The sequence below is a fragment of the Streptomyces sp. NPDC051913 genome (assembly GCF_044593635.1).
GTDB lineage: Bacteria > Actinomycetota > Actinomycetes > Streptomycetales > Streptomycetaceae > Streptomyces.
This window is the reverse complement of the sequence record NZ_JBIUCI010000011.1, coordinates 80,269-104,105: the sequence shown is the minus strand read 5'-3', so window position 1 is coordinate 104,105 and position 23,837 is coordinate 80,269. Positions and strand designations below refer to the sequence as shown.

The 23,837-nt window shown below is 71.2% G+C and carries 22 protein-coding genes and 1 tRNA gene; 6 read left to right on the top strand and 17 right to left on the bottom strand.

Annotated elements, in window-relative coordinates:
- Positions 1-56 precede the first annotated feature (56 nt).
- Together ACIHIX_RS30215 and ACIHIX_RS30210 are read left to right on the top strand one after the other, a co-directional pair.
- Positions 57-626: an ArsR/SmtB family transcription factor gene (locus ACIHIX_RS30215; RefSeq protein WP_399961619.1), complete on the top strand. Its 570-nt coding sequence runs from the start codon at positions 57-59 to the stop codon at positions 624-626.
- A gap of 16 nt (positions 627-642) precedes the next feature.
- A complete protein-coding gene (locus tag ACIHIX_RS30210) occupies positions 643-828 on the top strand; it encodes a hypothetical protein (RefSeq protein ID WP_399961617.1) in 186 nt (61 codons plus the stop codon).
- Here ACIHIX_RS30210 and ACIHIX_RS30205 read toward each other — a convergent pair.
- The 4 genes from ACIHIX_RS30205 to ACIHIX_RS30190 form a co-directional block, all read right to left on the bottom strand.
- The gene (locus tag ACIHIX_RS30205) at positions 825-1,616 is read right to left on the bottom strand and encodes a S16 family serine protease (protein WP_399961615.1); all 792 of its coding nucleotides are present in this window, start codon (positions 1,614-1,616) and stop codon (positions 825-827) included. The two genes, ACIHIX_RS30210 and ACIHIX_RS30205, sit on opposite strands and share 4 nt — an antisense overlap.
- A 91-nt stretch (positions 1,617-1,707) precedes the next feature.
- Complete coding sequence (locus tag ACIHIX_RS30200; protein WP_329338629.1) at positions 1,708-2,349, bottom strand: helix-turn-helix domain-containing protein; 642 nt, start codon at positions 2,347-2,349, stop codon at positions 1,708-1,710.
- 323 nt (positions 2,350-2,672) lie between these two features.
- Positions 2,673-4,469, bottom strand: a complete 1,797-nt coding sequence (locus ACIHIX_RS30195; protein ID WP_399961613.1) for a DEAD/DEAH box helicase — start codon at positions 4,467-4,469, stop codon at positions 2,673-2,675.
- A gap of 209 nt (positions 4,470-4,678) precedes the next feature.
- On the bottom strand, positions 4,679-6,130 hold the full coding sequence (locus ACIHIX_RS30190) for an MFS transporter (protein ID WP_399961611.1): 1,452 nt from the start codon (positions 6,128-6,130) through the stop codon (positions 4,679-4,681).
- 224 nt (positions 6,131-6,354) lie between these two features.
- Between ACIHIX_RS30190 and ACIHIX_RS30185 the strand changes: the two genes are divergently transcribed.
- Positions 6,355-6,426 (top strand) — tRNA-Cys (locus ACIHIX_RS30185).
- A gap of 65 nt (positions 6,427-6,491) precedes the next feature.
- Here the strand turns inward: ACIHIX_RS30185 and ACIHIX_RS30180 are convergent.
- Complete coding sequence (locus ACIHIX_RS30180) at positions 6,492-6,875, bottom strand: hypothetical protein (protein ID WP_399961609.1); 384 nt, start codon at positions 6,873-6,875, stop codon at positions 6,492-6,494.
- 290 nt (positions 6,876-7,165) lie between these two features.
- On the opposite strand from ACIHIX_RS30180, the gene ACIHIX_RS30175 reads away from it, so the two are divergent.
- Together ACIHIX_RS30175 and ACIHIX_RS30170 are read left to right on the top strand one after the other, a co-directional pair.
- A complete protein-coding gene (locus ACIHIX_RS30175; RefSeq protein WP_399961608.1) occupies positions 7,166-8,662 on the top strand; it encodes a matrixin family metalloprotease in 1,497 nt (498 codons plus the stop codon).
- Positions 8,663-8,665: 3 nt separating this feature from the next.
- Positions 8,666-9,334, top strand: a complete 669-nt coding sequence (locus ACIHIX_RS30170) for a hypothetical protein (protein ID WP_399961606.1) — start codon at positions 8,666-8,668, stop codon at positions 9,332-9,334.
- 33 nt (positions 9,335-9,367) lie between these two features.
- On the opposite strand, the gene ACIHIX_RS30165 is transcribed toward ACIHIX_RS30170, so the two are convergent.
- From ACIHIX_RS30165 to ACIHIX_RS30110, 12 genes are all read right to left on the bottom strand, one after another.
- Positions 9,368-10,546 carry an SUKH-4 family immunity protein gene (locus tag ACIHIX_RS30165; protein ID WP_399961604.1) on the bottom strand — a complete coding sequence of 393 codons (1,179 nt, stop codon included), beginning with the start codon at positions 10,544-10,546 and terminating at the stop codon, positions 9,368-9,370.
- Positions 10,547-10,705: 159 nt separating this feature from the next.
- Entirely contained in the window at positions 10,706-11,236 is a 531-nt protein-coding gene (locus ACIHIX_RS30160) for an AAA family ATPase (RefSeq protein ID WP_399961602.1), read from the bottom strand.
- The gene (locus ACIHIX_RS30155) at positions 11,236-11,358 is read right to left on the bottom strand and encodes a hypothetical protein (protein WP_329338516.1); all 123 of its coding nucleotides are present in this window, start codon (positions 11,356-11,358) and stop codon (positions 11,236-11,238) included. Before ACIHIX_RS30155 ends, ACIHIX_RS30160 begins: the two co-directional genes overlap by 1 nt.
- The gene (locus tag ACIHIX_RS30150; protein ID WP_399961600.1) at positions 11,355-13,664 is read right to left on the bottom strand and encodes a xanthine dehydrogenase family protein molybdopterin-binding subunit; all 2,310 of its coding nucleotides are present in this window, start codon (positions 13,662-13,664) and stop codon (positions 11,355-11,357) included. Before ACIHIX_RS30150 ends, ACIHIX_RS30155 begins: the two co-directional genes overlap by 4 nt.
- Positions 13,661-15,277 (bottom strand): 2Fe-2S iron-sulfur cluster-binding protein, encoded by a 1,617-nt coding sequence (locus ACIHIX_RS30145; RefSeq protein WP_399961598.1) that lies wholly within the window; start codon positions 15,275-15,277, stop codon positions 13,661-13,663. Before ACIHIX_RS30145 ends, ACIHIX_RS30150 begins: the two co-directional genes overlap by 4 nt.
- Positions 15,274-16,167 (bottom strand): FAD binding domain-containing protein, encoded by an 894-nt coding sequence (locus ACIHIX_RS30140; protein WP_399961597.1) that lies wholly within the window; start codon positions 16,165-16,167, stop codon positions 15,274-15,276. The genes ACIHIX_RS30145 and ACIHIX_RS30140 overlap by 4 nt, the downstream gene beginning before the upstream one ends.
- Before the next feature lie 225 nt (positions 16,168-16,392).
- On the bottom strand, positions 16,393-18,003 hold the full coding sequence (locus ACIHIX_RS30135; RefSeq protein WP_399961596.1) for a beta-N-acetylhexosaminidase: 1,611 nt from the start codon (positions 18,001-18,003) through the stop codon (positions 16,393-16,395).
- Between the two features lie 15 nt (positions 18,004-18,018).
- Positions 18,019-18,864 (bottom strand): carbohydrate ABC transporter permease, encoded by an 846-nt coding sequence (locus ACIHIX_RS30130; protein WP_399961594.1) that lies wholly within the window; start codon positions 18,862-18,864, stop codon positions 18,019-18,021.
- Between the two features lie 11 nt (positions 18,865-18,875).
- A complete protein-coding gene (locus ACIHIX_RS30125; protein ID WP_399961592.1) occupies positions 18,876-19,766 on the bottom strand; it encodes a carbohydrate ABC transporter permease in 891 nt (296 codons plus the stop codon).
- On the bottom strand, positions 19,763-21,055 hold the full coding sequence (locus ACIHIX_RS30120; protein ID WP_399961590.1) for an extracellular solute-binding protein: 1,293 nt from the start codon (positions 21,053-21,055) through the stop codon (positions 19,763-19,765). Before ACIHIX_RS30120 ends, ACIHIX_RS30125 begins: the two co-directional genes overlap by 4 nt.
- Before the next feature lie 200 nt (positions 21,056-21,255).
- Positions 21,256-21,543, bottom strand: a complete 288-nt coding sequence (locus tag ACIHIX_RS30115) for a DUF3039 domain-containing protein (protein ID WP_079309856.1) — start codon at positions 21,541-21,543, stop codon at positions 21,256-21,258.
- A 29-nt stretch (positions 21,544-21,572) separates the two neighbouring features.
- Positions 21,573-22,145, bottom strand: coding sequence for a YqgE/AlgH family protein (locus ACIHIX_RS30110; protein WP_399961588.1), 573 nt, complete (start codon positions 22,143-22,145; stop codon positions 21,573-21,575).
- Positions 22,146-22,397: 252 nt separating this feature from the next.
- On the opposite strand from ACIHIX_RS30110, the gene murA reads away from it, so the two are divergent.
- On the top strand, positions 22,398-23,738 hold the full coding sequence (murA, locus tag ACIHIX_RS30105) for a UDP-N-acetylglucosamine 1-carboxyvinyltransferase (RefSeq protein ID WP_399961586.1): 1,341 nt from the start codon (positions 22,398-22,400) through the stop codon (positions 23,736-23,738).
- The last annotated feature ends 99 nt before the right edge of the window (positions 23,739-23,837 follow it).

The following is a 23,837-nucleotide window of genomic DNA, read 5'->3' as shown; positions in this document are numbered from 1 at the left end:
TCCGACTTACAAAGAAGTCGTTGCAAAGGAACCTTTGCATAGCTACCTTTGTACGCATGCCCGAAGAACCCAACCTCCGGACACTGGACGCCCGTTCACTGCGCGGGCTGGCGCATCCACTGAGGATGCAGTTGCTGGACGCCCTGCGTTTCGGGGGGCCCGCCACAGCGTCCCAACTCGCCGAGCGGCTGGGTGAGTCGAGCGGGGCGACCAGCTATCACCTGCGCCAGCTCGCCGCCCACGGCTTCGTGGCGGACGACCCCGAGCGCGGCAAGGGGCGGGAACGCTGGTGGAAAGCGGTCCACACAGGACTGTCCTTCGACGACTCCCTGCTCACGGACAGCGACCCGGCCGTCCGCGGGGCCGCCGACCTGTACCTGCACGAGGTCGCCACCACCCAGATCCAGAACCTCTCCACCTGGCTGGGAACCCGCGCCACCTGGCCGGAAGCATGGAACCGGGTCTGGGACCTCAGCAGCGCGACGCTGAAGCTGACACCGGAACAGAGCAGTGAGCTCATCGAGAAGATGCACGCCCTGATCGACACCTACCGCGACCTGTCCCCGGGCGACGGCACGGCTCAGGTGCGCATCCACACGCACGCCTTCCCGATCACCACCGACTGACGAGAGGCCGCTTCCCATGCATCCCGAGACCCACCTCGCCCTGCACGAAGCCCGCGCCGCCGAGCTCCGCTCCCAAGCCGACGCCCACCGTCTCGCCGCCGAGGCGACGCCCCCGCGGACGGACCTGCGTACCCGTGTCGGCTGGACCCTCGTGGAAGTCGGGCTGCGCCTTGCCGCCAGTCCCCGCCCGGCCCTCGCCTAGCAGCTGGGCACGGAACCCTTCCCCGATTCCAGCGCCACCAGGGAGCTCACCGCGCCCTTCAGTGTCGTCACCGGGATCAGGCGCAGGTTCTTCGGGAGTTCGGCCTTCGCGTCGCCGCACTCGTCCTTCGGGACGAGGAACACGGTCGCCCCGTCCCGTTTCGCGGCCTGGGTCTTCAGGGAGACGCCGCCCACCGCGCCCACGGTGCCGTCGGCGTCGATCGTGCCGGTGCCGGCGATCACCCGGCCGCCCGTGAGGTCGCCGCCGCTGCCGTCGCCGTTCAGCTTGTCGACGATGCCGAGGGAGAAGAGGAGCCCGGCGCTGGGGCCGCCGACGTCCGCCAGTTCCAGCGTGACCTTGATGTTCTTGTCGGAGAGGTCCAGGTAGTTCAGCGCGGCCTCGGTCGCGGCGTCCTGGGACTCCTTCATCTGCTCGGTGTTGTGCCGCTCGATCTCCTTGGTGGACTGCCCGCTCGGATACACCGAGTCGCGCGGCATGACCGCCCGGTCCGTGGCGAACCACGCGTCGATCACGTCCGAGAGGGAGACGCGCGCGTCGGGGTTGGTCGCCTCGATGGTCGTCATCCGCAGCTGCCCGGTCGTCGTACGCGTCTTCGCGCCCGAGATCGTGATCACCGGGGTGTCCTGGTTCTCGCCGAGGACGTTCGCCGTCATACCCGGCTGCGTCAGCGAGAGCGGCAGCGGCGCGAAGGCCGCCGTGGCGAGCAGGGCCACGACGGGCAGGGCGCAGACGGCGACGGCCTGGGGGCGCGAGAGGCGAGAGAGCACGGGATCAATCTAACGCGACCACCACTTCCGGCCAGGAGCCGGTGGCGGGCCGGGGCGACCGAAGGCCACCCCGGCGACCGCGCCCGAGCCCTCAGCGCAACGCCTCCGCCACCTCCCGTGCCGCGTCCATCACGCGTGGCCCCACCCGCTCGGGCACCGCGTCCGCCAGCATCACCACACCCACGCTGCCCTCCACGCCCGTGACCCCGAGCAGGGGAGCGGCGGCGCCACTGGCCCCCGCCTCCAGTTCCCCGTGGGTGAGGGTGTACCCGGGTTCAGCGGGCGGCTGGGTGCGCGCGGACAGGATGGCCCGGCCGGCGGCACCCCGGTCCAGGGGATGCCGGAACCCGGCGCGATAGGCCACGTGATAGTCCGTCCACGTCGGCTCGACCACGGCGACGGCGAGTGCCTCCGCCCCGTCCACCAGCGTGAGATGGGCCGTGGCCCCTATGTCCTCGGCGAGGGAACGCAGGGCCGGCAACGCGGCCTCGCGCACCAGCGGATGCACCTGGCGGCCCAGGCGCAGCACCCCGAGGCCGACCCGGGCACGTCCGCCCAGGTCACGCCGTACGAGAGCATGCTGTTCGAGGGTGGCGAGCAACCGGTACACCACGGTCCGGTTCACGCCCAGTTTGTTGGATAGCTCGGTGACGGTCAGCCCGTGGTCCGTATCGGCCAGCAGCTTGAGGACCCGTAGTCCTCGGTCGAGCGTCTGAGAGGTCTCCGCGGTCACGACGCCCACTCCTCCAAGTGGTGAGGTCGGCGACCCTGCCGCGGCGATGCGTCATCGAGTCCCGTCGGTGACGCGCGTCAGAGGCCGCCGATCGGCCGGCGGCCCGGCATGCGTACCGGGCCGCGTCGCTTCACGGCTGCGCTCCGCGGCGGCGCTGCCACGGGGCGTGTGCGTAGCGGGACATTAGCGAAGCCGGTTCGCTGAGCGGAAGGCTCCGTCCAGAATCCGGGCAGTGGCCGGTACGGACTACTCCGTTTGTCCTGATACGTACGGCGCACAACATCCTGCGAGCACAGCAACTGACACGCCCCGCGCCCCCGGCCTCAGCGCATCCGGGTGGCCCACTCCTGCACCTTGGCGATGCGCTGCCGCAGCTGCCCGGCGGTGGCCTCCGCGCTCGGCGGGCCACCGCACAGCCGGCGCAGCTCGGTGTGGATGACCCCGTGCGGCTTGCCGCTCTGGTGGACGTACGCGCTGACCATGGTGTTGAGCTGCTTGCGCAGCTCCATCATCTCCTTGTGCGAGACGACGGGCCGCCGCTCGGCGGGCAGTTCGAGGAGGTCCGCCTCGCTGTCCGGCTTCTTGCGGCTGTGCGCGATCTGCCGGGCCTGCCGCTTCTGGAGCAGCAGCTGCACCTGGTCGGGTTCGAGGAGCCCGGGGATCCCGAGGTAGTCCTGCTCCTCCTCGCTCCCGGGGTGGGCCTGCATACCGAACTCGGCACCGTCGTACAGCACCCGGTCGAAGACGGCCTCGGACTCCAGCGCCTCGAAGGAGAACTGCTCCTGCTCTCCGGTGTCCTCGTCCTGCTCCTTGTTCGCCTCCTCCATCTCCTTCTCGGACTCGGCGTACGGGTCCTCCTCGCCCTCCTTCCTCGGCTTGTCGAGGGCGTGGTCCCGTTCCACCTCCATCTCGTTGGCGAAGGTGAGGAGGTCGGGGACGGTCGGGAGGAAGACGGACGCCGTCTCGCCGCGCCTGCGCGACCGGACGAAACGGCCGACGGCCTGGGCGAAGAAGAGGGGCGTGGAGATGGTGGTGGCGTACACACCGACGGCGAGGCGCGGGACGTCGACGCCTTCCGACACCATGCGTACGGCGACCATCCAGCGGTCGTTGCTCGCGCTGAAGTCGTCGATGCGCTTGGACGCGGCGGCTTCGTCGGAGAGCACGAGGGTCGCCTTGTCGCCCGTGATCTCGCGGATCAGCTTGGCGTAGGCGCGGGCGGAGTCCTGGTCGGAGGCGATGACGAGCGCGCCCGCGTCCGGGATGGCCTTCCTGACCTCGGTGAGCCGCTGGTCGGCGGCGCGCAGCACGCTGGGCATCCACTCGCCGCGCGGATCGAGCGCCGTACGCCAGGCCTGGCTGATCGCGTCCTTGGTCATGGGCTCGCCGAGGCGGGCCGCGATCTCGTCCCCCGCCTTGGTGCGCCAGCGCATGTTGCCGCTGTAGGACAGGAAGATGACCGGGCGGACGACATGGTCGGCGAGGGCGTTGCCGTACCCGTAGGTGTAGTCGGCCGCCGACCTCCGGATGCCCGCGTTGTCCTCCTCGTACGTCACGAAGGGGATGGGGTTGGTGTCGGACCGGAAGGGCGTACCGGTGAGCGCGAGGCGGCGGGTGGCGGGCTCGAAGGCTTCGAGGCAGGCCTCGCCCCAGGACTTGCTGTCACCGGCGTGATGGATCTCGTCGAGGATCACGAGGGTCTTGCGCTGCTCGACGCGGTTGCGGTGCAGCATGGGGCGGACGCCGACGCCGGCGTAGGTGACCGCGACACCGTGGTAGTCCTTGCCGAGCGGGCCCGCGCTGTACTCGGGATCCAGCTTGATCCCTATCCGCGCGGCGGCCTCGGCCCACTGCTTCTTCAGATGCTCGGTCGGCGCGACCACGGTCACCTGCTGCACGACATGGTGGTGCAGCAGCCAGGAGGCGAGCGTCAGCGCGAAGGTGGTCTTGCCGGCGCCGGGCGTGGCGACGGCGAGAAAGTCACGCGGCTGCTCCTGGACGTACTTCTCCATCGCCCCCTGCTGCCAGGCACGCAGCTTGCTGGCGGTGCCCCAGGGGGCGCGGCCGGGGAAGGCGGGCGAGAGGTGGTGCGAGGTGGTGGAGGCGGCGGTGGTAGTCACGGTCTCCGTAGGGGTCCGGTGCGTATGACGACCGGGTCACCTTACCGGCGCCCCGACGACGTCAACGCCCGGACGGGGCCGGGTCGCCGGTGGGTGGGACCGAGGTCACAGTCGTCGAAGGGCGGGTCGAGGGGTGGGTCGAGGGGTGTCCGTTCATGTGCGGGAAGACCCAGGTCGCGTACCAGGCGATGCGCTCGGTACCACCGGCATCACCTGGATTCCGTCCGCAACCGCCTCGTCACCCACGCCCCCACCAACGCCACCCCCGCCATCGGCAGGAACACCGCCGCGAACGCCGCCGGATGCGAGCCCGCGCCGGAGGCCGCCGTATGGCTCACCGTCCCGCCGCCCAGCGCGGCGAACGCCGCGCCGCCCGCCGCCAGCAGGACGACGTTGGCCAGCGCGTCGGAGATCTGGAGGGACGCGGAGTTGGTGCCGGCCTCCTCGGGGGCGGAGAGGTGCAGCAGGAGCACGCTGGTGGACGAGATCACCAGGCCCATCCCGAAGCACCCGAAAGCCCACGCGACGGCGACCGTCCAGGCCGGCACCGAGTCGATCAGCACACTCGGCGCGGCGGCGATCGCCGCCGCCACCAGCACCATCCCGGCCGTCATCAGCCGCTCCCGGTACCGCTCCGCCCGCGCCCGCGACTGCACCCACGACCCCAGCGCCCACGTCACCCCGCCCGCCGCGAGCGAGAACCCGGCCAGCGTCGGCGAAAGACCCCGCTGAGTGACCAGCATCAGCGGCACGAAGGACTCCGCGGCGATGAAGGACCCCGCGGCGACACCGCGCAGCAGCACGACGGAGGGCAGCCCGCGGACGGCTCGGTAGGTACCGCGGGGCAGCAGCCCGAGCACGGCCGGCACGAGCAGCGCGGCGCCCGCGACGGCCGGGACCAGCGAGACCCACCGCAGATCCTGGGCGGCGTACTGCAGCAGGCCCGCGCCCAGCGAGATGCCGAGAGCGAGGCGGATCCGGCGCCGGTCGACGGAGACGGTGCGGGCGGAGTCGTCGACCGGTCCGCCGGCCCGCCGCCGTATCTGCGGCAGCGCGAGCGCGAGCGGGAGGACGACGAGCACCGGGATCCCGACGAACACCCACCGCCACCCGAGATGCTCGGTCACCGCGCCCGCCGCGAGCGGGCCGACGATCGACGGTACGACCCAGCCCGCGGCGAAGGCGGCCATGATCGCGGGCCGCAGCCGCTCCGGGTAGGCCCGCCCCACGACGACGTACAGCGCGACGATGACCAGGCCGCCGCCGAACCCCTGCACCGCCCGCCCGAGGATGAACAGCCACATCGCCCCCGCGGTCCCGGACAGCATCAGGCCGGCCGCGAAGGAGGCGATGCCGGTGGTCAGCGGGCCGAGCGGTCCACGCCGGTCGGACCACTGCCCGGACAGCACCATCCCGAAGAGGGAGGTCGTGAAGTACCCGGAGAACGCGAACGCGTACAGCGACACCCCGTCCAGCTCCCGCGCCGCCACGGGCATCGCCGTGCCGACCGCGGTCGCCTCGAAGGCGATGAGCAGCACGACCGACACGATCCCGACGCTGAGCGCCCGGTACGCCCGCCCCAGCACCCCTTCCTCGGCATCGGCGGGCAGGTCAGGGGCGGTCTCCACGACATCGGCGTCGCGCGGTTCAAGGCTGGTCATGGTCGCCAGAGTAAGGGCCGTGGAGGGGTTTGGCCCCTGTCGGGAGGTGGTCTTGGGCTGAGACCTTGGTCGTACGACCACGAGACGCCCGCCCGCTTTCATGAACGGCGTATGGCAGTCGCATTGCAGGGCCGGCGATCCCCTTGAGCCCCTTCCCGCCCCACCCGTACGGTCATCTCACCGAGTTCGGAACGGGGTTCACGAACCCTCCCGACCAGGTGAACGGCCGTGTGCCCGAGTGGCTTAGGGACTCGCCTGCAAAGCGAGGTACGTGGGTTCAATTCCCGCCACGGCCTCTGTGCCGAGGATGCCGGAAGGGCGGCGCCCCCAGTGGGGGCGCCGCCCTTTTTGTCGGCCGGGGTCAGGCCTTGGCGTACTCCCAGCCGCCGCACTTGTACGGCGTGCCGTCGGAGCCGTCCTGGAGGCAGGCGCGGATCTGGAGGGTGGTGCCCTCGGCGAAGGAGAGATTCCAGTCGTGGGCGACGGCGTAGCCGGAGCCGTTGTAGTACGAGTGGGTCGAGGAGCTGGAGTTGTAGCGCCACTGGGCGGCCGTTCCGTGGCCGTCCTTCAGCATGTCGAGGGCCGTGAGGATCTCGCCGTCGGCCGCGAAGTACGTCTTCGCGGTGACGTCCGACGAGATGATGGAGTTGGAGGCCTCGTAGACCTCGCCGGCGGCCTGCGCGGGGGCGATGCCCAGGGCGAGCGCCGACGCGGAGGCCGCGGCGACCCCGAGGGCGGTCGTCATTCGACGGTGGAGCTTGCGCACAGCGGCGTTCCTCTCTTCGAACAACTGGTCGCGCCGAACGTACCTGAGGGGAAAGGGAGTTGGCTGGTTTTTTATGCGGGGGGCGATGCCCGTGCGGCTCGGGTCGAGTATTCCGTTTTGCTTCTCTTCTGCTGTGAATGCTCCGATAAGTCGGCAAAGCGAAAGGTGCGTCCCCACATAGGGCGTTTGTCCGCCCATGTGCTTGATCCGCTGCCATGCTGCCCGCATCGGAGCCGTCGAAGGTTCCGCGCCGGCATCAGGGGGATGCGATGGGCGATCAGGCATATTGGAACGCCGGGGACCGGCCCCGGATCTTCATCAACTGGCAGTCCTTCACCGCGCAGGGCATCAGCAACGACTGGCAGGGCCCGGTCACGGACGCGGTGCTCAACGCGTACACGAGGTGGCAGAACGCGGGGGTCGACTGCCGCTTCCAGTTCTGGAACTACACCGACCGCACCGAGCCGCAGGACGGCGAAATCATCGTGTCGATGAACGAGCGGCACTTCGACACCTCGCGGGTAGCCTCGACGTTCACCAGCTGGCGCAAGGCGAGTCTGGTCATCCACCGCAAGAACGGCGCCGACCTCACCCCGTGGCCGCTGGTGCCGTTCAACGCCCAGCCCGGCCAGATCGACCTCCAGGGCATCTTCCAGCACGAGCTGGGCCACTGCTACTGGCTGGACCACAGCGGCAGCGCCGACGACGTCATGTTCGGCAGCTACAGCTACCACAGCAACCGCTTCGGGCCCTGGGAAGGCGACGTCGCCAAGGCCAAGGCGATCTACCGGGACTTCGACCGCAACCGGCTGCGGGAGTTCCGGTCCGTCGACGGAGGCGCGTCCTGGTTCGCGCAGGGCACGCAGATCACCGACTACAACAACTACCAGGCGCGCACCTGTCTGACGCCCGGCGTCACCTCCATCGGCGGCAGCGGGCTGTACGCGCTCGGCTGGAGTCATCCGAACCGCATCCCGACCTGGCTGCGCACCGACGGCGTCAACTTCCTCTTCAACGGCTGGGTCTACTACGGCGGCGAGCGCTCCGTGCACGGCCCCGCCCTCGCCGACGAGCCCGGCGGGCTGATGCTCATGGCCTGGGTGCACAACGACAACAACGGCACCATCCGCGTCGTCCGCTCCACCAACCAGGGGCAGAGCTGGGCCTGGGCCAACACCCCGGCCGGCGCCACCACCTTCGGCACCCCCGGGCTCGCCTCGACCGTGGTCAACGGGCGCCGCGCCTGGGTGCTCGCCTGGGCGCACTTCGACCGCGCCGACCACCCCGGCACCGGCCGGATCCGCGCCAGCGTCTCCTACGACGACGGCTGGACCTGGTCGACGCCCGCCGTCGTGCCCACGAGCTACGACTACAAGTCGCTCGCCGGGGTCTCGCTCGGTGCCGCCCCCGACAACCGGGTGGTGCTCGGGTTCTCCTGGGCCGGGCCCGACATCTACTCCATGAACCTGGTCCGCAGCCTCGACTGCGAGGTCTCCGGCGACCGGCTCGTGCAGCGCGGCACCGGGTACTCCAACGACCGCACCCGCACCCAGCCCGCCGTCACCTACGATCCCGGCCGCAATCTCTTCCATCTCTCCTTCCGGGAACAGAACTTCCTCACCTCGCTGCGCGTCGCGCAGAAGGAGTGGCTCAAGACGTCCTGGTCGGCGGCCCAGCAGCTGCCCAACTCGACGTCCAGCACGGCACCGGCCCTGGCCCACAGCCGCGTCGGCAACAACCTGCTCCTGTGGTACGGAGGCGAGTGAGCCATGGCGACGTATCTCACCACCACGCCGACCCTGCTCCAGCGCATCCGCGACTGCCAGGCCGTCGTCGTGCTGCGCGAGCGCACCCTGGAGTCGGTCACCACCGACCACGAGGCCCGCGAGGCCCGTCCGCTGGGCACCTTCCGGGCCACGCCCGCCGAGGTGCTCAAGGGCGACGACGAGGGCGCACTGACCATCCGGATGCCCGGCGCGGGCTCCGCCGAGCAGGCCGAACAGCCCGAGCAGGCCGAACAGGTGGCCTGGCGGCTCGCCCCGCAGGACGAGCGGGCGCAGGTCGCCTTCCTCGTGCGGGAGAGCCGCACCTCCTGGGTGCCGTACTTCTCCAGCGTCTTCCCGCTCGACGGAGAGACCGTGCTGCTGTCGGAGGAGGTAGAGGACGACCGGCCCGGCGAGGCGGGCGCCCTGGACCTCGCCGGGCTGCGTGCGCTCATCACGCGCGCCGCCGAGGAGGCCCGGGAGCAGCAGACCAAGCTGTGGGAGGCCGAGCCGGAGATCGCCGCCCGCACCCGGCCCCACCCGGTCCTGGAGTCCCCCGAGGCCCCGGCACCGGGGGCGACCTCCGCCGAGCCGGACACCGCGGATCCGGGCGGCGCCTCGGCGGCACCCGAACGCGCTGAGCCACCCGAACTCCCCGAGGCGCCCGAGGAGTAGCGCGCAGGGCCGGGGAGAGCGAGGCGGGTGCGGTCAGAGCACCCCGCCCGCCTCGTCCCGCAGCATGTCCGTCCAGTAGTGCCAGTCGGCGTCCGTCGCGCTGCCGGTGCGGTCGACGCTCGACAGGACCTGGATCATCGTGGCCGCCAGCTGGGCGTGCGCTCCGAGCGGCTCGCCCAGTACCTGGATCCGGCCCCGCGACAGCTCCTCGTCGAGGGTCGCCTCGCGGCGCAGCAGCCAGAGCGTGAACGCGAGCGTGGAGACGTCCGTGTTCAGCGGGTACAGCCGTGCCTCGGGCTCGCTCCAGTGCAGGACCGCGCCCGTGCGGCCGTCCACCACCAGGCTGTTGTCCTCGACGAGATGCCCGAGGCGTATCAAGTGGGCCGCGTCGGCAGGAAGTTCGGCGCCCGGGTCGTCGGCGTGGTGCTCGGTGAGGGTGGGCAGCGGGACGTCCGTGTCCAGGCGGAAGAGGTCGGTGTCCTCGGGCAGGCCCGTGTCGCGCAGGAAGCGGCGGGTGGGTTCATGGGTGAGCGTCGCGGGGAAGTCGACCTCCTCGAAGCGCCAGATCTCGCCCTGCCCGAACTCCTGGTCCAGCAACCGCACCGGGAGGTCGAGGGCCAGCCCGGACGTCCTGCCGGGGCCGGCCGTCAGGGCCAGCGGGCGGATCAGGGCCGCCGCCCGCCACAGGGCCGGCACCTCGCCGTCCGTGCCCTCCTCGAAGATCGCGAGCAGGTGCCGCGAGGCCTCTGCCGCGACCTGCTGGCCGTACCGGTCGGCATAGGCCGCGAACTGGCCGCGCAGGCCCGCCAGTTCGTCCGTCGCGGTCGCGAAGCGCATCAGCTTCTCCAGCGACGGGGCGAGCGGGCGGCGCTCCATGAGGTCGGGGCGGTCCCACCAGAAGTCGGTCGTCGACACCTCGCCCGTCGCACCGTCGAGCAGGACCGACTCCGTCTCCCGGCCCTCGTCGTCGAGCAGTCCGCCTATGACCAGCTGGTCCCGCATGTCCGCGGCCAGCCGCCCGCCGGGGTCGCCGGTCGCGTCCGTCAGGGTCCGCAGGCCCTCCCGGCCGAGCTCCGCGAAGCTCAACAGGCCGATCTCGGCGGGCAGTCCGGGGCCCGTCAGCCAGCTGCGCGTCGACGCGTGCGTGACGAGGCGAGCCAGGTCGTCGTCGGTCAAGGTGATCACCGCGGTCGCGGTGGCGGTCGTGCTCATCGTTCCCCCGTGCGTGCGAGCTCTGTGTCCCCGAGCAGGGCAGGGCGGGTTCGTCGTGAAGATCTCGCCGTCGTCCCCCACAGACCGGAACACTACGCCGAGCCACTGACAACGCCTCACGACGAGGCCTCATGACAACGCCCCACGACCAAGAGACGCTCAAACCACCTCCGCGCGTTGCCTTCCCGCGAGAATCGCCTCCACCGTCTCCCCCACCGAAAGCTCCGAGGTGTCCAGCCACAGCCCGATCCGGGGCGTCCGGGCCCGCAGCTGCCGGTCCAGTTCCCGCACCGTCCAGGCCGCCCCGTACCCCGACTTGGCCCGCCCCGCCTCCCGGGCGGCGACCGTCTCGGGGCTCGGGGCGAGGACGACGACGTACAGCGGGCGGGTGCGGACGAGCCGGACGTACGCGGCCAGTTCCTCCCCCAGCACCACGTCCTGCACGACGGCCGTGAATCCGGCGTCCGCGTAGGCGTCCGCGGTCGCCGCCGACAGCCGGTGGCGCAGCCGGAGCTGGGCCTCGCCCTCGCCGCCGCCTCCGGGCACGTACTCCTGCCGCCCGGAGACGACCATCCGGCGGAAGACGTCCCCGCGGACGTGCGCGGCGCGCGGCAGTCGCTCGGCCAGGGCTTGCGCGACCGTCGACTTGCCGGACGCCATGACACCGGTGACCAGCACGACCCCGCGCATCACGTCAGATACACGCCACCCAGCACGACCACCAGCGCCGCGAGCGCGAACACCAGGATCCACACCAGCAGCTTCCCGACGCTGGGCGGCGGTTCGTAGCGCTGCGGATCCTCGGAGCTCACTGTCCCGTCACCACCGCGGCCTGCGGGCGGATCGGCAGCCGGTTCACCGGGCGGCCGGTGGCGGACCGGACGGCGGAGGCGATGGCCGCCGGTGACGTCACCACCGGCACCGCGCTCACCGCCTTCGCGCCGAAGGGCGCGACCACGTCCCGTTCCTCGACGAGCTTCACGATCCGGATGTCCGGTGCGTCCAGGGCCGTCGGCAGCGCGTACCCGGTGAGGTCGGGGTGGCGGATCAGGCCGCGCGCGGTGCGCAGGTTCTCCGTCAGCGCGACGCCCACGCCCTGGGTGACGCCCGCCTCGATCCGGGCGGCGAGCTGGGCCGGGTTGAGGATGCGGCCCACGTCCTGGGCGACGGCGAGTTCGACGACCCGGACCGAGCCGAGTTCGATGTCGACGTCGACCACCGCGCGGATCGCGCAGAAGGCCATGCCGACGAAGGCGTCGCCCTGGCCCTGCTCGTCGAGCGGTTCCGTCGGATGCGGGCGGCACTGGGCGGTGGCCCACAGTTCCTTGCCGTCCAAAGCCTCGGTGACGGTGGTCGACAGGACGCCGTCGTACGAGGTGATCTTGCCGTCGGTGATCTGGAGCAGCTCGGTGGACATCCCGAACTTGTGCGCGAGCGGCTGGAGGAGCTGGGTGCGGACCATCTTCGCCGCACGCTCCACCGCGCCGCCGGAGACCCAGGTGTGGCGGCCTCGGCAGCCCGCGCCGGCCGGGGGCTGGTCGGTGTCGACGGGGGCCACGTGGACCTCGTCGATGCCCAGGGTGTCCTGGACGATCTGGCGGGCCAGGGTGGTGAAGCCCTGACCGGTCTCGACGGCCGCGCAGAGCACGGTCGCGATGCCGTCGTGGACCTTGACGGTGGCCGTGGAGACCTCGTCGGCGCCCTCGGCGCCCAGCATGTGCACCATGCCCAGGCCGTAGCCCACGCCCCGGCGGATCGCGCCCGGTTCGCCCGCGCCCTCGGGGCCGCCGGGCAGCAGCCACTCGTCCTCGGGGGTGTCCTTGGGCAGCGCGGGCAGCGGGAAGTCCCGTACGGCCTGGAGGAGTTCGGCGACCGGGGCCGGGCAGGTCACGGTCTGGCCGGTCGGCAGGACGTCGCCGGTGGCCATGGCGTTGCGCAGGCGGAGTTCCGCCGGGTCGATGCCCAGCTTCTTCGCCAGCTTGTCCATCTGGGCCTCGTAGGCGGCGCACACCTGCATGGCGCCCTCGCCGCGGACATGTCCTGAGGGAGGGTTGTTGGTGCGCACCGCCCAGCCCTCGATGAAGGCGTTCGGGACGACGTAGGGGCCGCAGGCGAAGCCGACGGCGGCGGCGAGGGCCTCGGAGGAGGTGTCGGCGTAGGCGCCCGCGTCGAGCAGGATCTGCGCCTCGACCTTCACCAGCCGGCCCTCGGCGTCGGCGTGGTGGCGGTAGCGGAGCAGGGTCGGGTGGCGGTGCGCGTGGCCGAGGAAGGACTCCTCGCGCGTGGCCGTGAGTTTCACCGGGCAGCCGGTCTTGAGCGCGAGCAGGCCGAGCGGGAGCTGGACGCCCTGGTCCTCGCGGTCGGCGGTGGCGCCGGGGACACCGGTGACGACGATCTTGACGCGCTCGGGTTCCAGGCCGTAGCAGGAGGCGGCGGTGTCCCGGTCGGTGTGCGGGTCGGTGGAGGCCAGGTAGAGCTCCACGCCGCCGTCGGGCCGGGGCACGGCGAGTCCGGCCTCGGCGCCGATGGGGGCCGGGTCCTGGCGGCCGATGCGGTACTGGCCCTCGACGACGATGTCGCCGGTGGCGGCCGGGTCGCCGTGGTGCAGCGGGATGTGCCGGATCAGATTGCCGTCGGCGTGCAGCGGCTCGGCCTCGAAGGCCTGCTCGGGGTCGGTGACCGGTTCGAGCACGTCGTACTCGACGATGACGGCCGCGGCGGCCATCCGCGCGGTGTCGGGATGGTCGGCGGCGACGGCGGCGATGGGCTCGCCGTGGTGGCGTACGACCTCGGAGGCGAAGACCGGGCGGTCCGCCTTGCCGCGGCCGTACAGCGGGTGGCCCGGCACGTCCTCGTGGGTGATGACCGCGCGGACGCCGGGCATGTCGCGCGCGTGGGACGTGTCGATGGACACGATGCGCGCGTGCGGGTGCGGGGAGCGCAGCACGGCGGCCCACAGCAGGCCCTCGGCCCACAGGTCGGCCGCGTACGGGAACGTGCCCTCGGTCTTGGCACGGGCGTCGGCGGCCGGGAGGGACGCGCCGAGGCCGTGCGGGATCGGCTCGGGGGCAGGGGCTGCCTCCGCGGGGGTGGTCGCGGTGGCGGCTTCGTTGCTCACGCCTGGCCTCCGTCCGGTCCGTACGCCTGGTCGTGCTGCGGCTCGAAGGCCGACGGGTTGACGCCGCCGGCTCCGGGGCCCGCCTGATGGGGAATACGTGCCTCGTCGCCGTTCGACTCGGAGTCCCCGGCGGCGTGCGCCTCCCGCTCGGCGACGACCTCCTGGACGGCGTCGACGACACCCCGGTAGCCGGAGCAGCGGCACAGGTTGCCGCACAGCGCCTGGCGGGTCTCCAGCTCGGTCGGCGCCGGGTTGCCCTCCAGCAGGTCGTGCACGGTCATCGCCATGCCCGGCACGCAGAAGCCGCACTGCACCGCGCCGCACCGGGCGAGCGCCCGCTGCACGTCGGAGGGGCGGCCGTCCTCGGCGAGTCCCTCGACGGTACGGACCTCGCTGCCGGCGGCGGTGACGGCCGGGACCAGGCAGGAGGCGACGAGCCGTCCGTCGACCTGGACGTTGCAGGCGCCGCACTCGCCCTGTGAGCAGCCGTCCTTGGCGCCGGCGAGGCCGAGGCGCTCGCGCAGCACGTAGAGCAGCGACTCGCCGATCCAGGCGTCGGTCACGGGCCGGTCGACGCCGTTGACGCGCAGGACGTATGCGGCGAGGGGGTGTTCTTCGCCGGGGAAGGCGGGGGCCTGTTCGGTGGTGTGCTCCTCCGCCTCCTCCGCGCCCTGCGCGGTGGGAGCGGCGTCGCCGTTCTGGGCATGCTCTGCGGACGGCTCGGCGGCCTCCTCGGCGGCTTCTACGGCCCTTTGGGCGCCCTCGGGGGCGCCGTGCGGGCCGGGATCCTCACCGTCGCCCGGAGCGGGCTGTGAGGCGGCCGTGGCGGGGGCGCCGTCGGGGGTGTGAGCCCTCGGTGCGTCGGGCTCCGGTGCGGCGGCCGGGTCGGCACCGGGCGGCTGCTCCGGGGTGTGGGCGTCCGGACGCGACTCCACGCGTGCGTGGAGGTCCACGGCACCCGCCTCGGCGCCCGGCGGCACGGGCAGGTGTCCGTCGCCGCCCGGCTCGCCGTGCTCGGCTCCGGGGCCCGTCGGCTGTCCGGTCTCCGGCGCGCCCGTGTCCCACGGGTGTCCCGTCTGTGTCGCCCAGGGTGCGGACGCGCCGCCGGGCAGGGTGGCCGGCGGGGTGCCGCCCCACTGCTCGACGAGGGACGACGTGGTGAACTCGCCCGATTCGTCCGGAAGATCACCCCCGGCGACGGGGATGGACCACTGTCCGGTGACGTCGTGGCCGGGCGCCGGAGCGGACTCCGAGGCGTCCTGGAAGGTCCACTGCCCGGTCGCCCCCGGGTTGTACGTGAACTGGTCGTTCCCGGCGGTGTGCCCGTCCTGCGGCACCGCGTTCGGGTCGGGCCACTGTGTGCCGCCGGCGGGGGCCGCCCACGGGCCGGCGGCGGGGTCGGCTCCCGTGCCCGGCGCCACCGTTATCTGCGGCGGCACATAGCCGTGGCCGGGCGCCGCGAGCGGGCTGTCGGAGGCCAGCAGGGCGTCGATGCCGCCTTCGGGGAGCTTCACGAAGGCGGTGGCGCCGTCGTCGTAGTCGCCCTGGGGCAGCGGGTCCCAGCGGCCGCCGCTGTGGGGCGCGCCGCCCTCCGCGTGCTGGTCGTCGGTCACGACAGTGCCCTCCCCAGTGCTCGTCGGGCCAGCGCGGCGACGGTGCGCCGCAGGTGCAGTACGGCGGGCGGAAGCGGCTGCACGGAGCCGTCGGGCTCCGGGACCGGGTCGGGGATGCAGGCCGCGGCCACGTACTCGCCGAAGGCGTGCAGCGCCTCCGGGACGAGCGCGCGGCTGTTGTCCCAGTCGATCAGCCGGCTCACCCACTGCTCGGCGTCCAGGGGCCGCAGCGGCATCGGCGCTATGGCTCCGACGGCGCACCTGACGCCGCGCCGGGCGGGGTCGAGGACGAGCGCGACGGAGGCGATGGCCCGCCCGGGGCCGGTGCGGCCGGTGGCCTTGAGGAAGACCTGCGGGGCGTGCAGCAGCGGCACGCGCACGAAGCCGATGAGTTCACCGCCGCGCAGCAGGTCCATCCCGGCCAGCAGATGCGACACCGGCAGTTCCCGGCGGGCTCCGTCCGGGCCCGCGATGATCAGCGTCGCCTCCAGGGCGGCCAGCACCGGGAGCGCGTCGCCGGTGGGGGACGCCGAGGCGATGTTGCCGCCCAGGGTGCCCGCGTTGCGGATCTGCGGCGGGCCCGCGGCGCGCGCGGAGGCGGCGAGCGCGGGGATGAGGGCGGCGAAGTCGGGGCGGCCCATGCGCGCGTGCGTGAGCCCGGCGCCGAGCAGGGCGTGCCCGTCCTGGTACTGCCAGCCGCGGATCTCGCTGATCCGGCCGAGGCCCACCAGGGCGGCGGGCCTTAGCTGGCCAGAGTTCACCGCGGCCATGAGATCGGTGCCGCCCGCGACGGGCACGGCGGCGGGCGTGGCGGCCAGCGCCGCCACGGCCTCGTCGAGCGTCGTGGGCAGCGTGACGGCCTGCGCCGCCTGCGGTGCGTGCGTGGTCAAACCGGCTGCCCCTTCCCGCTGCCCCACCTGGTCCCACCTGTTGCTGCCGTACGGTACGTGCTGACAGGGCGGACGTGGCAACTCTGGCACATCTTCGCAGGGCCCGAAGAACGGGGTCCGGTAGACGGCATTCGCCCACCTCATCAGGGAGATGGTCCGTTTTCGTACGGCATCACCGGTGTGAGCGAATTGCCTCTCTTCAGTGATCCTGCCGGGGTTTCTGCACTACTTGTTCGGTGGGGGCCCCTCGATCGGGCGACCGGGCACTCCGGGGCGCCGCTGCCACGGCAGCGGACCGGAGGGCGGCCGGTAGCCGACGCCCAGCGCGTCGAGTCGCCGGTAGTGGGTGACCATCCGCCGCTCGAAATCGGCGAAGTCCCGCTGTCCGGGGGCCGGCAGGGCGCTCCAGGCGACCTCGGCGAAGGCCGCGAGCCGGGGGAACGCCTGGTAGTCCACGCGCGCGTGGTCCTCCATCACCTCGGTCCACAGGTTGGCCTGCGTGCCGAGCACGTGCGCCGCCTCGTCCGCGGTCAACTCCGCGGGCACGGGCTCGAAGCGGTACACGTCCTCCAGGGTGCGCACATAGGCGATGGGCACCGGCTCGTCGGGGCCGTCGGCCTGCCGGTAGTCCAAGTAGACGTGCTGCTCGGGGCACATGACGACGTCGTGGCCCGCGCGTGCGGCCGTCACTCCGGCCTCGTACCCGCGCCACGAGGAGACCGCCGCCCCGTCGGCGAGTCCGCCCTGGAGAATCTCGTCCCAGCCGATGAGTCTGCGCCCGTGCGCGGAGAGCCAGGTGTCGAAGTGCCGCACGAACCACGCCTGAAGTCCGTCCTCGTCGCCGACCCCGAGTTCCTTGATACGGGCCTGTGCCGTGGCCGACTGCCGCCACTGGTCCTTGAGGCATTCGTCACCGCCGATGTGGACGAACTCCCCGGGGAACAGTTCCAGCAGTTCCTCGAAGACCCCCTCGTAGAAGCGCAGGGTGTTGTCAGTGGGGGCGAGTACGTTCGGAGAGATCCCCCAGTTGTCCCAGACGGAGAGGGAAGTCGTGTCGATCACATCGGTGTTGCCGAGTTCCGGGTACGCGGCGATGGCGGCCTGCGAGTGTCCGGGTACGTCGATTTCGGGGACGACGGTGATATGCCGCTCGGCGGCGTAGGCGACGATCTCCCGGATGTCGTCCTGGGTGTAGTAGCCACCGTGCGGCTTCTCCTCCCACAGCGGCGAGGCCCGGTGGCCGAATTTCGTCCGCGCCCGCCATGAGCCGATCTCGGTGAGCCGAGGATGCCGCTTGATCTCGACGCGCCAGCCCTGGTCGTCCGTCAAGTGGAAGTGGAGGACGTTGAGTTTGTGCGCGGCCATCAGGTCGAGGTAGCGCAGGACTCCGTCCTTGGGCATGAAGTGCCGGGCGACGTCCAGCATGAGGCCGCGCCAGCGGAATCGGGGGGAGTCCTGGATCTCCGTCAGGGGCAGCCGCCAGGTACGGCCGGGAAGGGGTGCGCGCCTGAAGGCGTCGGGGCCGAGGAGCTGGCGCAGTGTCTGGGCGCCCCAGAAGACACCGGCGGGCGAGCCGCCCTGGAGGTGGATGCCGTGGGGGGCGATGACCAGGCGGTAGGCCTCGTCGTCCAGTCCGGGCCGGACGGACAGGTGGAGGACGTCGTGCTCGTCCCCCTTCCTGGGCGGCAGGCTGAGCCCGGTGGCCGCGCCGAGCGTCGCGCGCAGCCGGCGCGCGGTGTCCTCGGTGCCCGGCCCGGCCTCGATCCCGAAGCCGTCGCCGAGTTCGAGGAAGCCCTCGGCCCGCTCGGTCCGGTCAGGTGCCGGAATGAGATCCATGAATGATCAGGCCTTTCAGTCCTTGACCGCTCCGCCCAGTCCGGAGACCAGACGTCGCTGTACGAGTACGAAGAACACCAGCACCGGAATCGTCATCACCGTGGACGCCGCCATGACCCCGCCCCAGTCCGGCTCGTCCGGCTTGTAGAAGACCAGCAGGGCCATCGGCAGGGTCGACAGGGAAGTGTCGCTGATGAGGAACGACTTGGCGAAGAGGAAGTCGTTCCAGGCCGAGATGAAGGAGAACACGCTCGTCGCCACCAGCCCCGGGAGGACGAGCGGGAAAAGGATCTGCCACAGGAATCGCGCCCGGCCCGCCCCGTCGATGTACGCGGCCTCCTCCAGTGCCTCCGGCACCGCTTTCACGAACCCCCGCAGCATCCAGATCGCGAAGGGCAGTGAGAAGGCGATGTGGGGCAGGATCAGCGACCCCAGCGAGTTCAGCAGACCGACGTCCCGCATCTGGAAGAACAAGGGGATCGTCAGCGCCTCCACCGGCACCATCTGGGCCACCAGAAACATGATCAGCAGGGTGGTCCGGAAGCGGAACCGGAATCGGGTCACGGCGGTCGCCGCGAGAAACGCGATGAACGCGGAGGCGACCACCACACTGCCCGCCACGACAAGGCTGTTGACGAAATACCGACCAAAATCCTGCTGCCCGAACACACGCCGGAAGGAATCCGGAGAAGGCGAAAGCGTCCACGGCCGCGGCTCGCTCGACTCGATCTCCCCGGCCGGTCTGAAGGCGCTCAGCACCATCCAGTAGAGGGGGAAGGCGACGACGGCCGCGATCAGCAGTGCGGACACCTCTGCCGCGAACCGCCACGGGCGGGCCACAAGGCCCCGAAGAAGATTCACAGCTCCTCCCCTCACAGCTCCTCCCCCTGCCGGCGCAGCAGCCGCAGATAGCCGAGGGTCACGGCGAGCAGGATCAACAGCATCACGACCCCGATCGCCGAGCCGAGGCCGTACTGCGAGGAGGCGAACGCCTGCTGGTAGGCGTAGACGTTCAGGACGAGGTTCTGGCCCGCGATGCCGCCGCCGTTCGTCATGACGTAGATCTGTGTGAAGACCTTGAAGTCCCAGATGACCGACTGGATGGTGACGACCACCAGGATCGGCCGCAGTATCGGCGCCAGCACCGAGCGCCAGATCCGCCACTGCGAGGCGCCGTCGAGGGAGGCCGCCTCCAGTACCTCGGCGGGGACGGCGCGGATACCGGCGTAGACGGTGACCATCACGAACGGGAAGGAGCACCACACCACTTCGAGCAGGACGAGCAGGAAGGCGGAGTAGCGCCCGTACGTCCAGGAGTGGTCACCGAGGCCGAGGACCCGGTTGACCGGCCCGAAGTCGGGGTCGAACAGGAGCAGCCAGACCGTCGACCCGGTCACCGCCGGTGTCGCCCACGCCCCCAGCGCGGCCAGCATCAGCGCCAGCCGCGGCACGGCACGCACCCGGGTGAGCAGTACGGCGAGCGCGCAGCCGACGGCGAGGGTGGAGACGACACATGCGGCAGCGAAGACCACGGTGGCCAGCAGCACCTGCCAGAACTGCGGGTCGGCGAAGAGGGCCGAGTAGTTGCCGAACCCTTCGAAGGCGGTGGGCTCACCACCGCTGACCTGCGCCTGGGTGTACCGGAAGAAGGAGATGAGCCCGAGCTGATAGATGGGATAGACGAGCAGCCCGCCGAGGACGACGAGAGCGGGGGCCAGATAGAGCCAGGGCGTCCAGGTGGTGCGGTGGGTCACCGGGGTCATCCGGCGGCGCCGAACGCGTCGTCCATCTTCTTCGCCGCGTCCGCCGAAGCCGCCGCCACGCCCCTCCTGCCGCTGATGACCTCCTGGAACATCGTCGGCAGGACGAGGGAGGAGTCGATCCGGGACCAGGCGGGAGACGCGGGCACGAACTTCGTCCCGGCGCCCAGCGTCTCCACGAACGGCTTCACGAACGGCTCCTTCCGCGCCGCCTGTTGCCTCACGTCCCCGAAGGTCGGCAGGAAGCCCATCGCGTCGAAGAGCGCGGCCTGGGTCTTCTTCGACGCCAACTGCTCCATCAGCTGCACCGCTCGCGTGCGGTGCGAGGTGCTCTTCAGTACGCCGATGTTGTTGCCGCCCGCGAAGGCGGGAGCGATGGAGCCGGCCGCGACGCCGGGCAGCGGTACGACCGCGTACTTGCCCTTCACCTTGCCCGCCTCGACGGCCGCGTGGCTGAAGTCGCCGCCGATCGCCATGCCCGCCTTGCCCGCGGCGAACGCGGTGACGGTGTCGTTGCCGCCGAAGCCGGCGCACTTGGCGGCGGGACAGTTGTCGTCGGAGAACAGGGAGGTGTACGCCTTGATGCCCTTGCGGGCGGCGGCGCTGTCGATCGCCGAGGTGTACGAGCCGTCCTGGGCGGTGGCGATCTCACCCCCGTCGGCCCAGACGAACGGCATCGCGCCGTACGTGTAGGCGCCGCCGACGACCAGGCCGTACAACTCGGGCTCGGCGGCGCGGATCCTGCGCGCCGTGGCCGCCAGTTCGGTCATCGACCGGGGTACTTCGAGGCCGAGTTCCTTGAAGACGTCGGTGCGGTAGTACAGAGCGCGGACGCCGACGTAGAAGGGCGCGCCGTAGACCTTGCCGGCCACGGTGACGGACGTCCTCGCGGTGGGGTCGGTGTCCTTGGCGTCGGGCCAGGCGCCGAACTCCTCGGTGATGTCGAGGAGTCCGCCGTCCCGCACGTAGCCGGCGGTGTCGGTGTTGCCGTACTCCATGACGTCGGGAGCGGACGCCGGGTCGTTGAAGGCGGCCTTGACGCGCTGGGCGCGGGTGTCGACCGGGATGTACTCCACGTCGACCTTCGTGCCGTCATGGGCCTTCTCGAAGGCGGCGACCACGGAGTCGACGACCTTCTCCTTGGGCTTGTTGCCGACCTCCTGGAAGAGCCAGACGCGCAGGGTGCCGGTCTTGTCGTCCTTGCCGGAGGACGAGTTGGAGGAGGTCTGGGGAGCGCAGGCGGTGAGGGCGAGGGCGGTCAGGAGCACGGTCAGCCGGGGGGAGAGCTTCATGGAGTGGGGCCTCCGAGCAAGAGTGCGTTGCGTTGCAACATATGCAATGACGGTTTCGCTCTGCACAACGGAGGCTAGGGACTACATGAACATGCCCACAAGAGGTCTCAACCACTTCGTGACATGCGAAAGGCCCTCGGGGCGCGCCTGAACGCGCCCCGAGGGCCTCCCAAAGCTCAGCTCAGCCGGACAGGCTGGACCTACTTGTCGCCGCCGCCCTTGCCGTCGCCGTCCCCGCCGGCGCCCATGGACTCGTAGATCTCCTTGCACATGGGACACACGGGGTACTTCTTCGGGTCGCGGCCCGGCACCCACACCTTGCCGCACAGCGCCACGACGGGGGTCCCGTCGAGGGCGCTCGCCATGATCTTGTCCTTCTGGACGTAGTGGGCGAAGCGCTCGTGGTCGCCGTCGCCGTGGGACACCTGTGGCGTCGGCTCTACGAGGGTCCCCGTACCAGTCCCGCGCTCGGGCTCAAGAGTGCTCATGAAAGCCAGGGTACTGAAGGTCACACGCTTCAGTTGAGCGAAGGGTCGTCCGGATACGTGGCCACCATCGCCAGCTCGTTGCGCTGACGGCGCAGGACCTCGCGCCAGAGGGTTTCCGGGGACGGGGAGGAGACATCGCCGGGTTCGGACTCGACGACGTACCAGGCGCCCTCCACCAGCTCGTCCTCCAGCTGGCCGGGGCCCCAGCCGGCGTATCCGGCGAAGATCCGCAGGGAACCGAGGGCCGAGGCGAGGAGTTCCGGCGGGGCCTCCAGGTCGACCAGACCGATCGCGCCGTGCACCCGGCGCCAGCCCAGCGGGGCCCGCTCACCGGACGCGCCGCCCGGGATGACGGCGACGCCGAGCGCCGAGTCGAGGGAGACCGGGCCGCCCTGGAAGACGACCCCGGGCTCACCGGCGAGGTCGGCCCAGCCCTCCAGGATGTCGCCGACGTCCACCGGGGTCGGCCGGTTGAGGACGACACCGAGGGAGCCCTCCTCGTCGTGGTCGAGAAGGAGCACCACCGCACGGTCGAAGTTCGGGTCCGCCAGGGCGGGCGTTGCCACGAGCAACCGCCCTGTGAGCGAGGACACCTCGGTCATGCCAGACATGATCCCGCATCTTCCCGCGAAAGGGGGTGGCAATGCCCTTACGGCGGAGGATGCAGCTCAGAGCGCAACCACGCGCCCCTCGCGCGCGCCCACCACCGTGACCCCATGTGCCCGCCGGGGAACGGTTCGTGTTGTGACACAGCTATGACGTGGCTGAGCGGTACTTGGGCTTACGGAAGGGGGGTGGACGGCGATTACCCTTTCCCTTCTGGCCCCTGCCCCACCAATCGGAACGCGAGATACATGACCGTCAACGACGATGTCCTGCTTGTCCACGGCGGAACCCCGCTGGAGGGCGAGATCCGTGTCCGCGGTGCGAAGAACCTCGTACCGAAGGCCATGGTCGCCGCCCTGCTGGGCAGCGGGCCGAGTCGACTGCGCAACGTTCCGGACATCCGTGACGTGCGTGTCGTACGCGGTCTGCTGCAACTGCACGGTGTGACGGTCCGTCCGGGTGAGGAGCCCGGCGAACTGGTGATGGACCCGACCCACGTCGAGAGCGCGAACGTCGCTGACATCGATGCCCACGCCGGGTCGAGCCGTATCCCGATCCTCCTGTGCGGCCCGCTGCTGCACCGCCTCGGTCACGCCTTCATCCCCGGTCTCGGCGGCTGCGACATCGGCGGCCGGCCGATCGACTTCCACTTCGAGGTGCTGCGGCAGTTCGGCGCGACGATCGAGAAGCGGGCGGACGGTCAGTACCTGGAGGCGCCGCGGCGGCTGCGCGGTACGAAGATCAGGCTGCCGTACCCCTCGGTCGGCGCGACCGAGCAGGTGCTGCTGACGGCGGTGCTGGCGGAAGGCGTCACCGAACTCTCCAACGCCGCGGTGGAGCCCGAGATCGAGGACCTCATCTGCGTCCTGCAGAAGATGGGCGCCATCATCGCGATGGACACCGACCGCACGATCCGCGTCACCGGCGTGGACACGCTCGGCGGCTACAACCACGCGGCGCTCCCGGACCGCCTGGAGGCCGCCTCCTGGGCGTCCGCCGCGCTGGCGACCGAGGGCAACATCTACGTCCGCGGCGCTCAGCAGCGGTCGATGATGACGTTCCTCAACACCTACCGGAAGGTGGGCGGTGCCTTCGAGATCGACGACGAGGGCATCCGGTTCTGGCACCCCGGTGGCCAGTTGAAGTCCATCGCGCTCGAAACGGACGTCCACCCGGGCTTCCAGACGGACTGGCAGCAGCCGCTGGTGGTGGCGCTGACGCAGGCGACCGGCCTGTCGATCATCCACGAGACGGTCTACGAGTCCCGGCTCGGCTTCACCTCCGCGCTGAACCAGATGGGTGCTCACATCCAGCTGTACCGCGAGTGCCTGGGCGGCAGCGACTGCCGTTTCGGCCAGCGCAACTTCCTCCACTCGGCGGTCGTCTCGGGCCCCACCAAGCTCCAGGGCGCCGACCTGGTCATCCCCGACCTCCGCGGCGGCTTCTCGTACCTCATCGCGGCCCTCGCCGCGCAGGGCACTTCGCGGGTGCACGGCATCGACCTGATCAACCGCGGCTACGAGAACTTCATGGAGAAGCTCGTGGAGCTTGGGGCGAAGGTCGAGCTTCCGGGTAAAGCGCTCGGGTAACAGGCAGTCGTACGAACGCCGATGGGGCGGTCACCCGGACTCGGGTGACCGCCCCATCGGCGTTGACTGCAGCGCCCCTCAGGGGCGCGGGGAACTGCG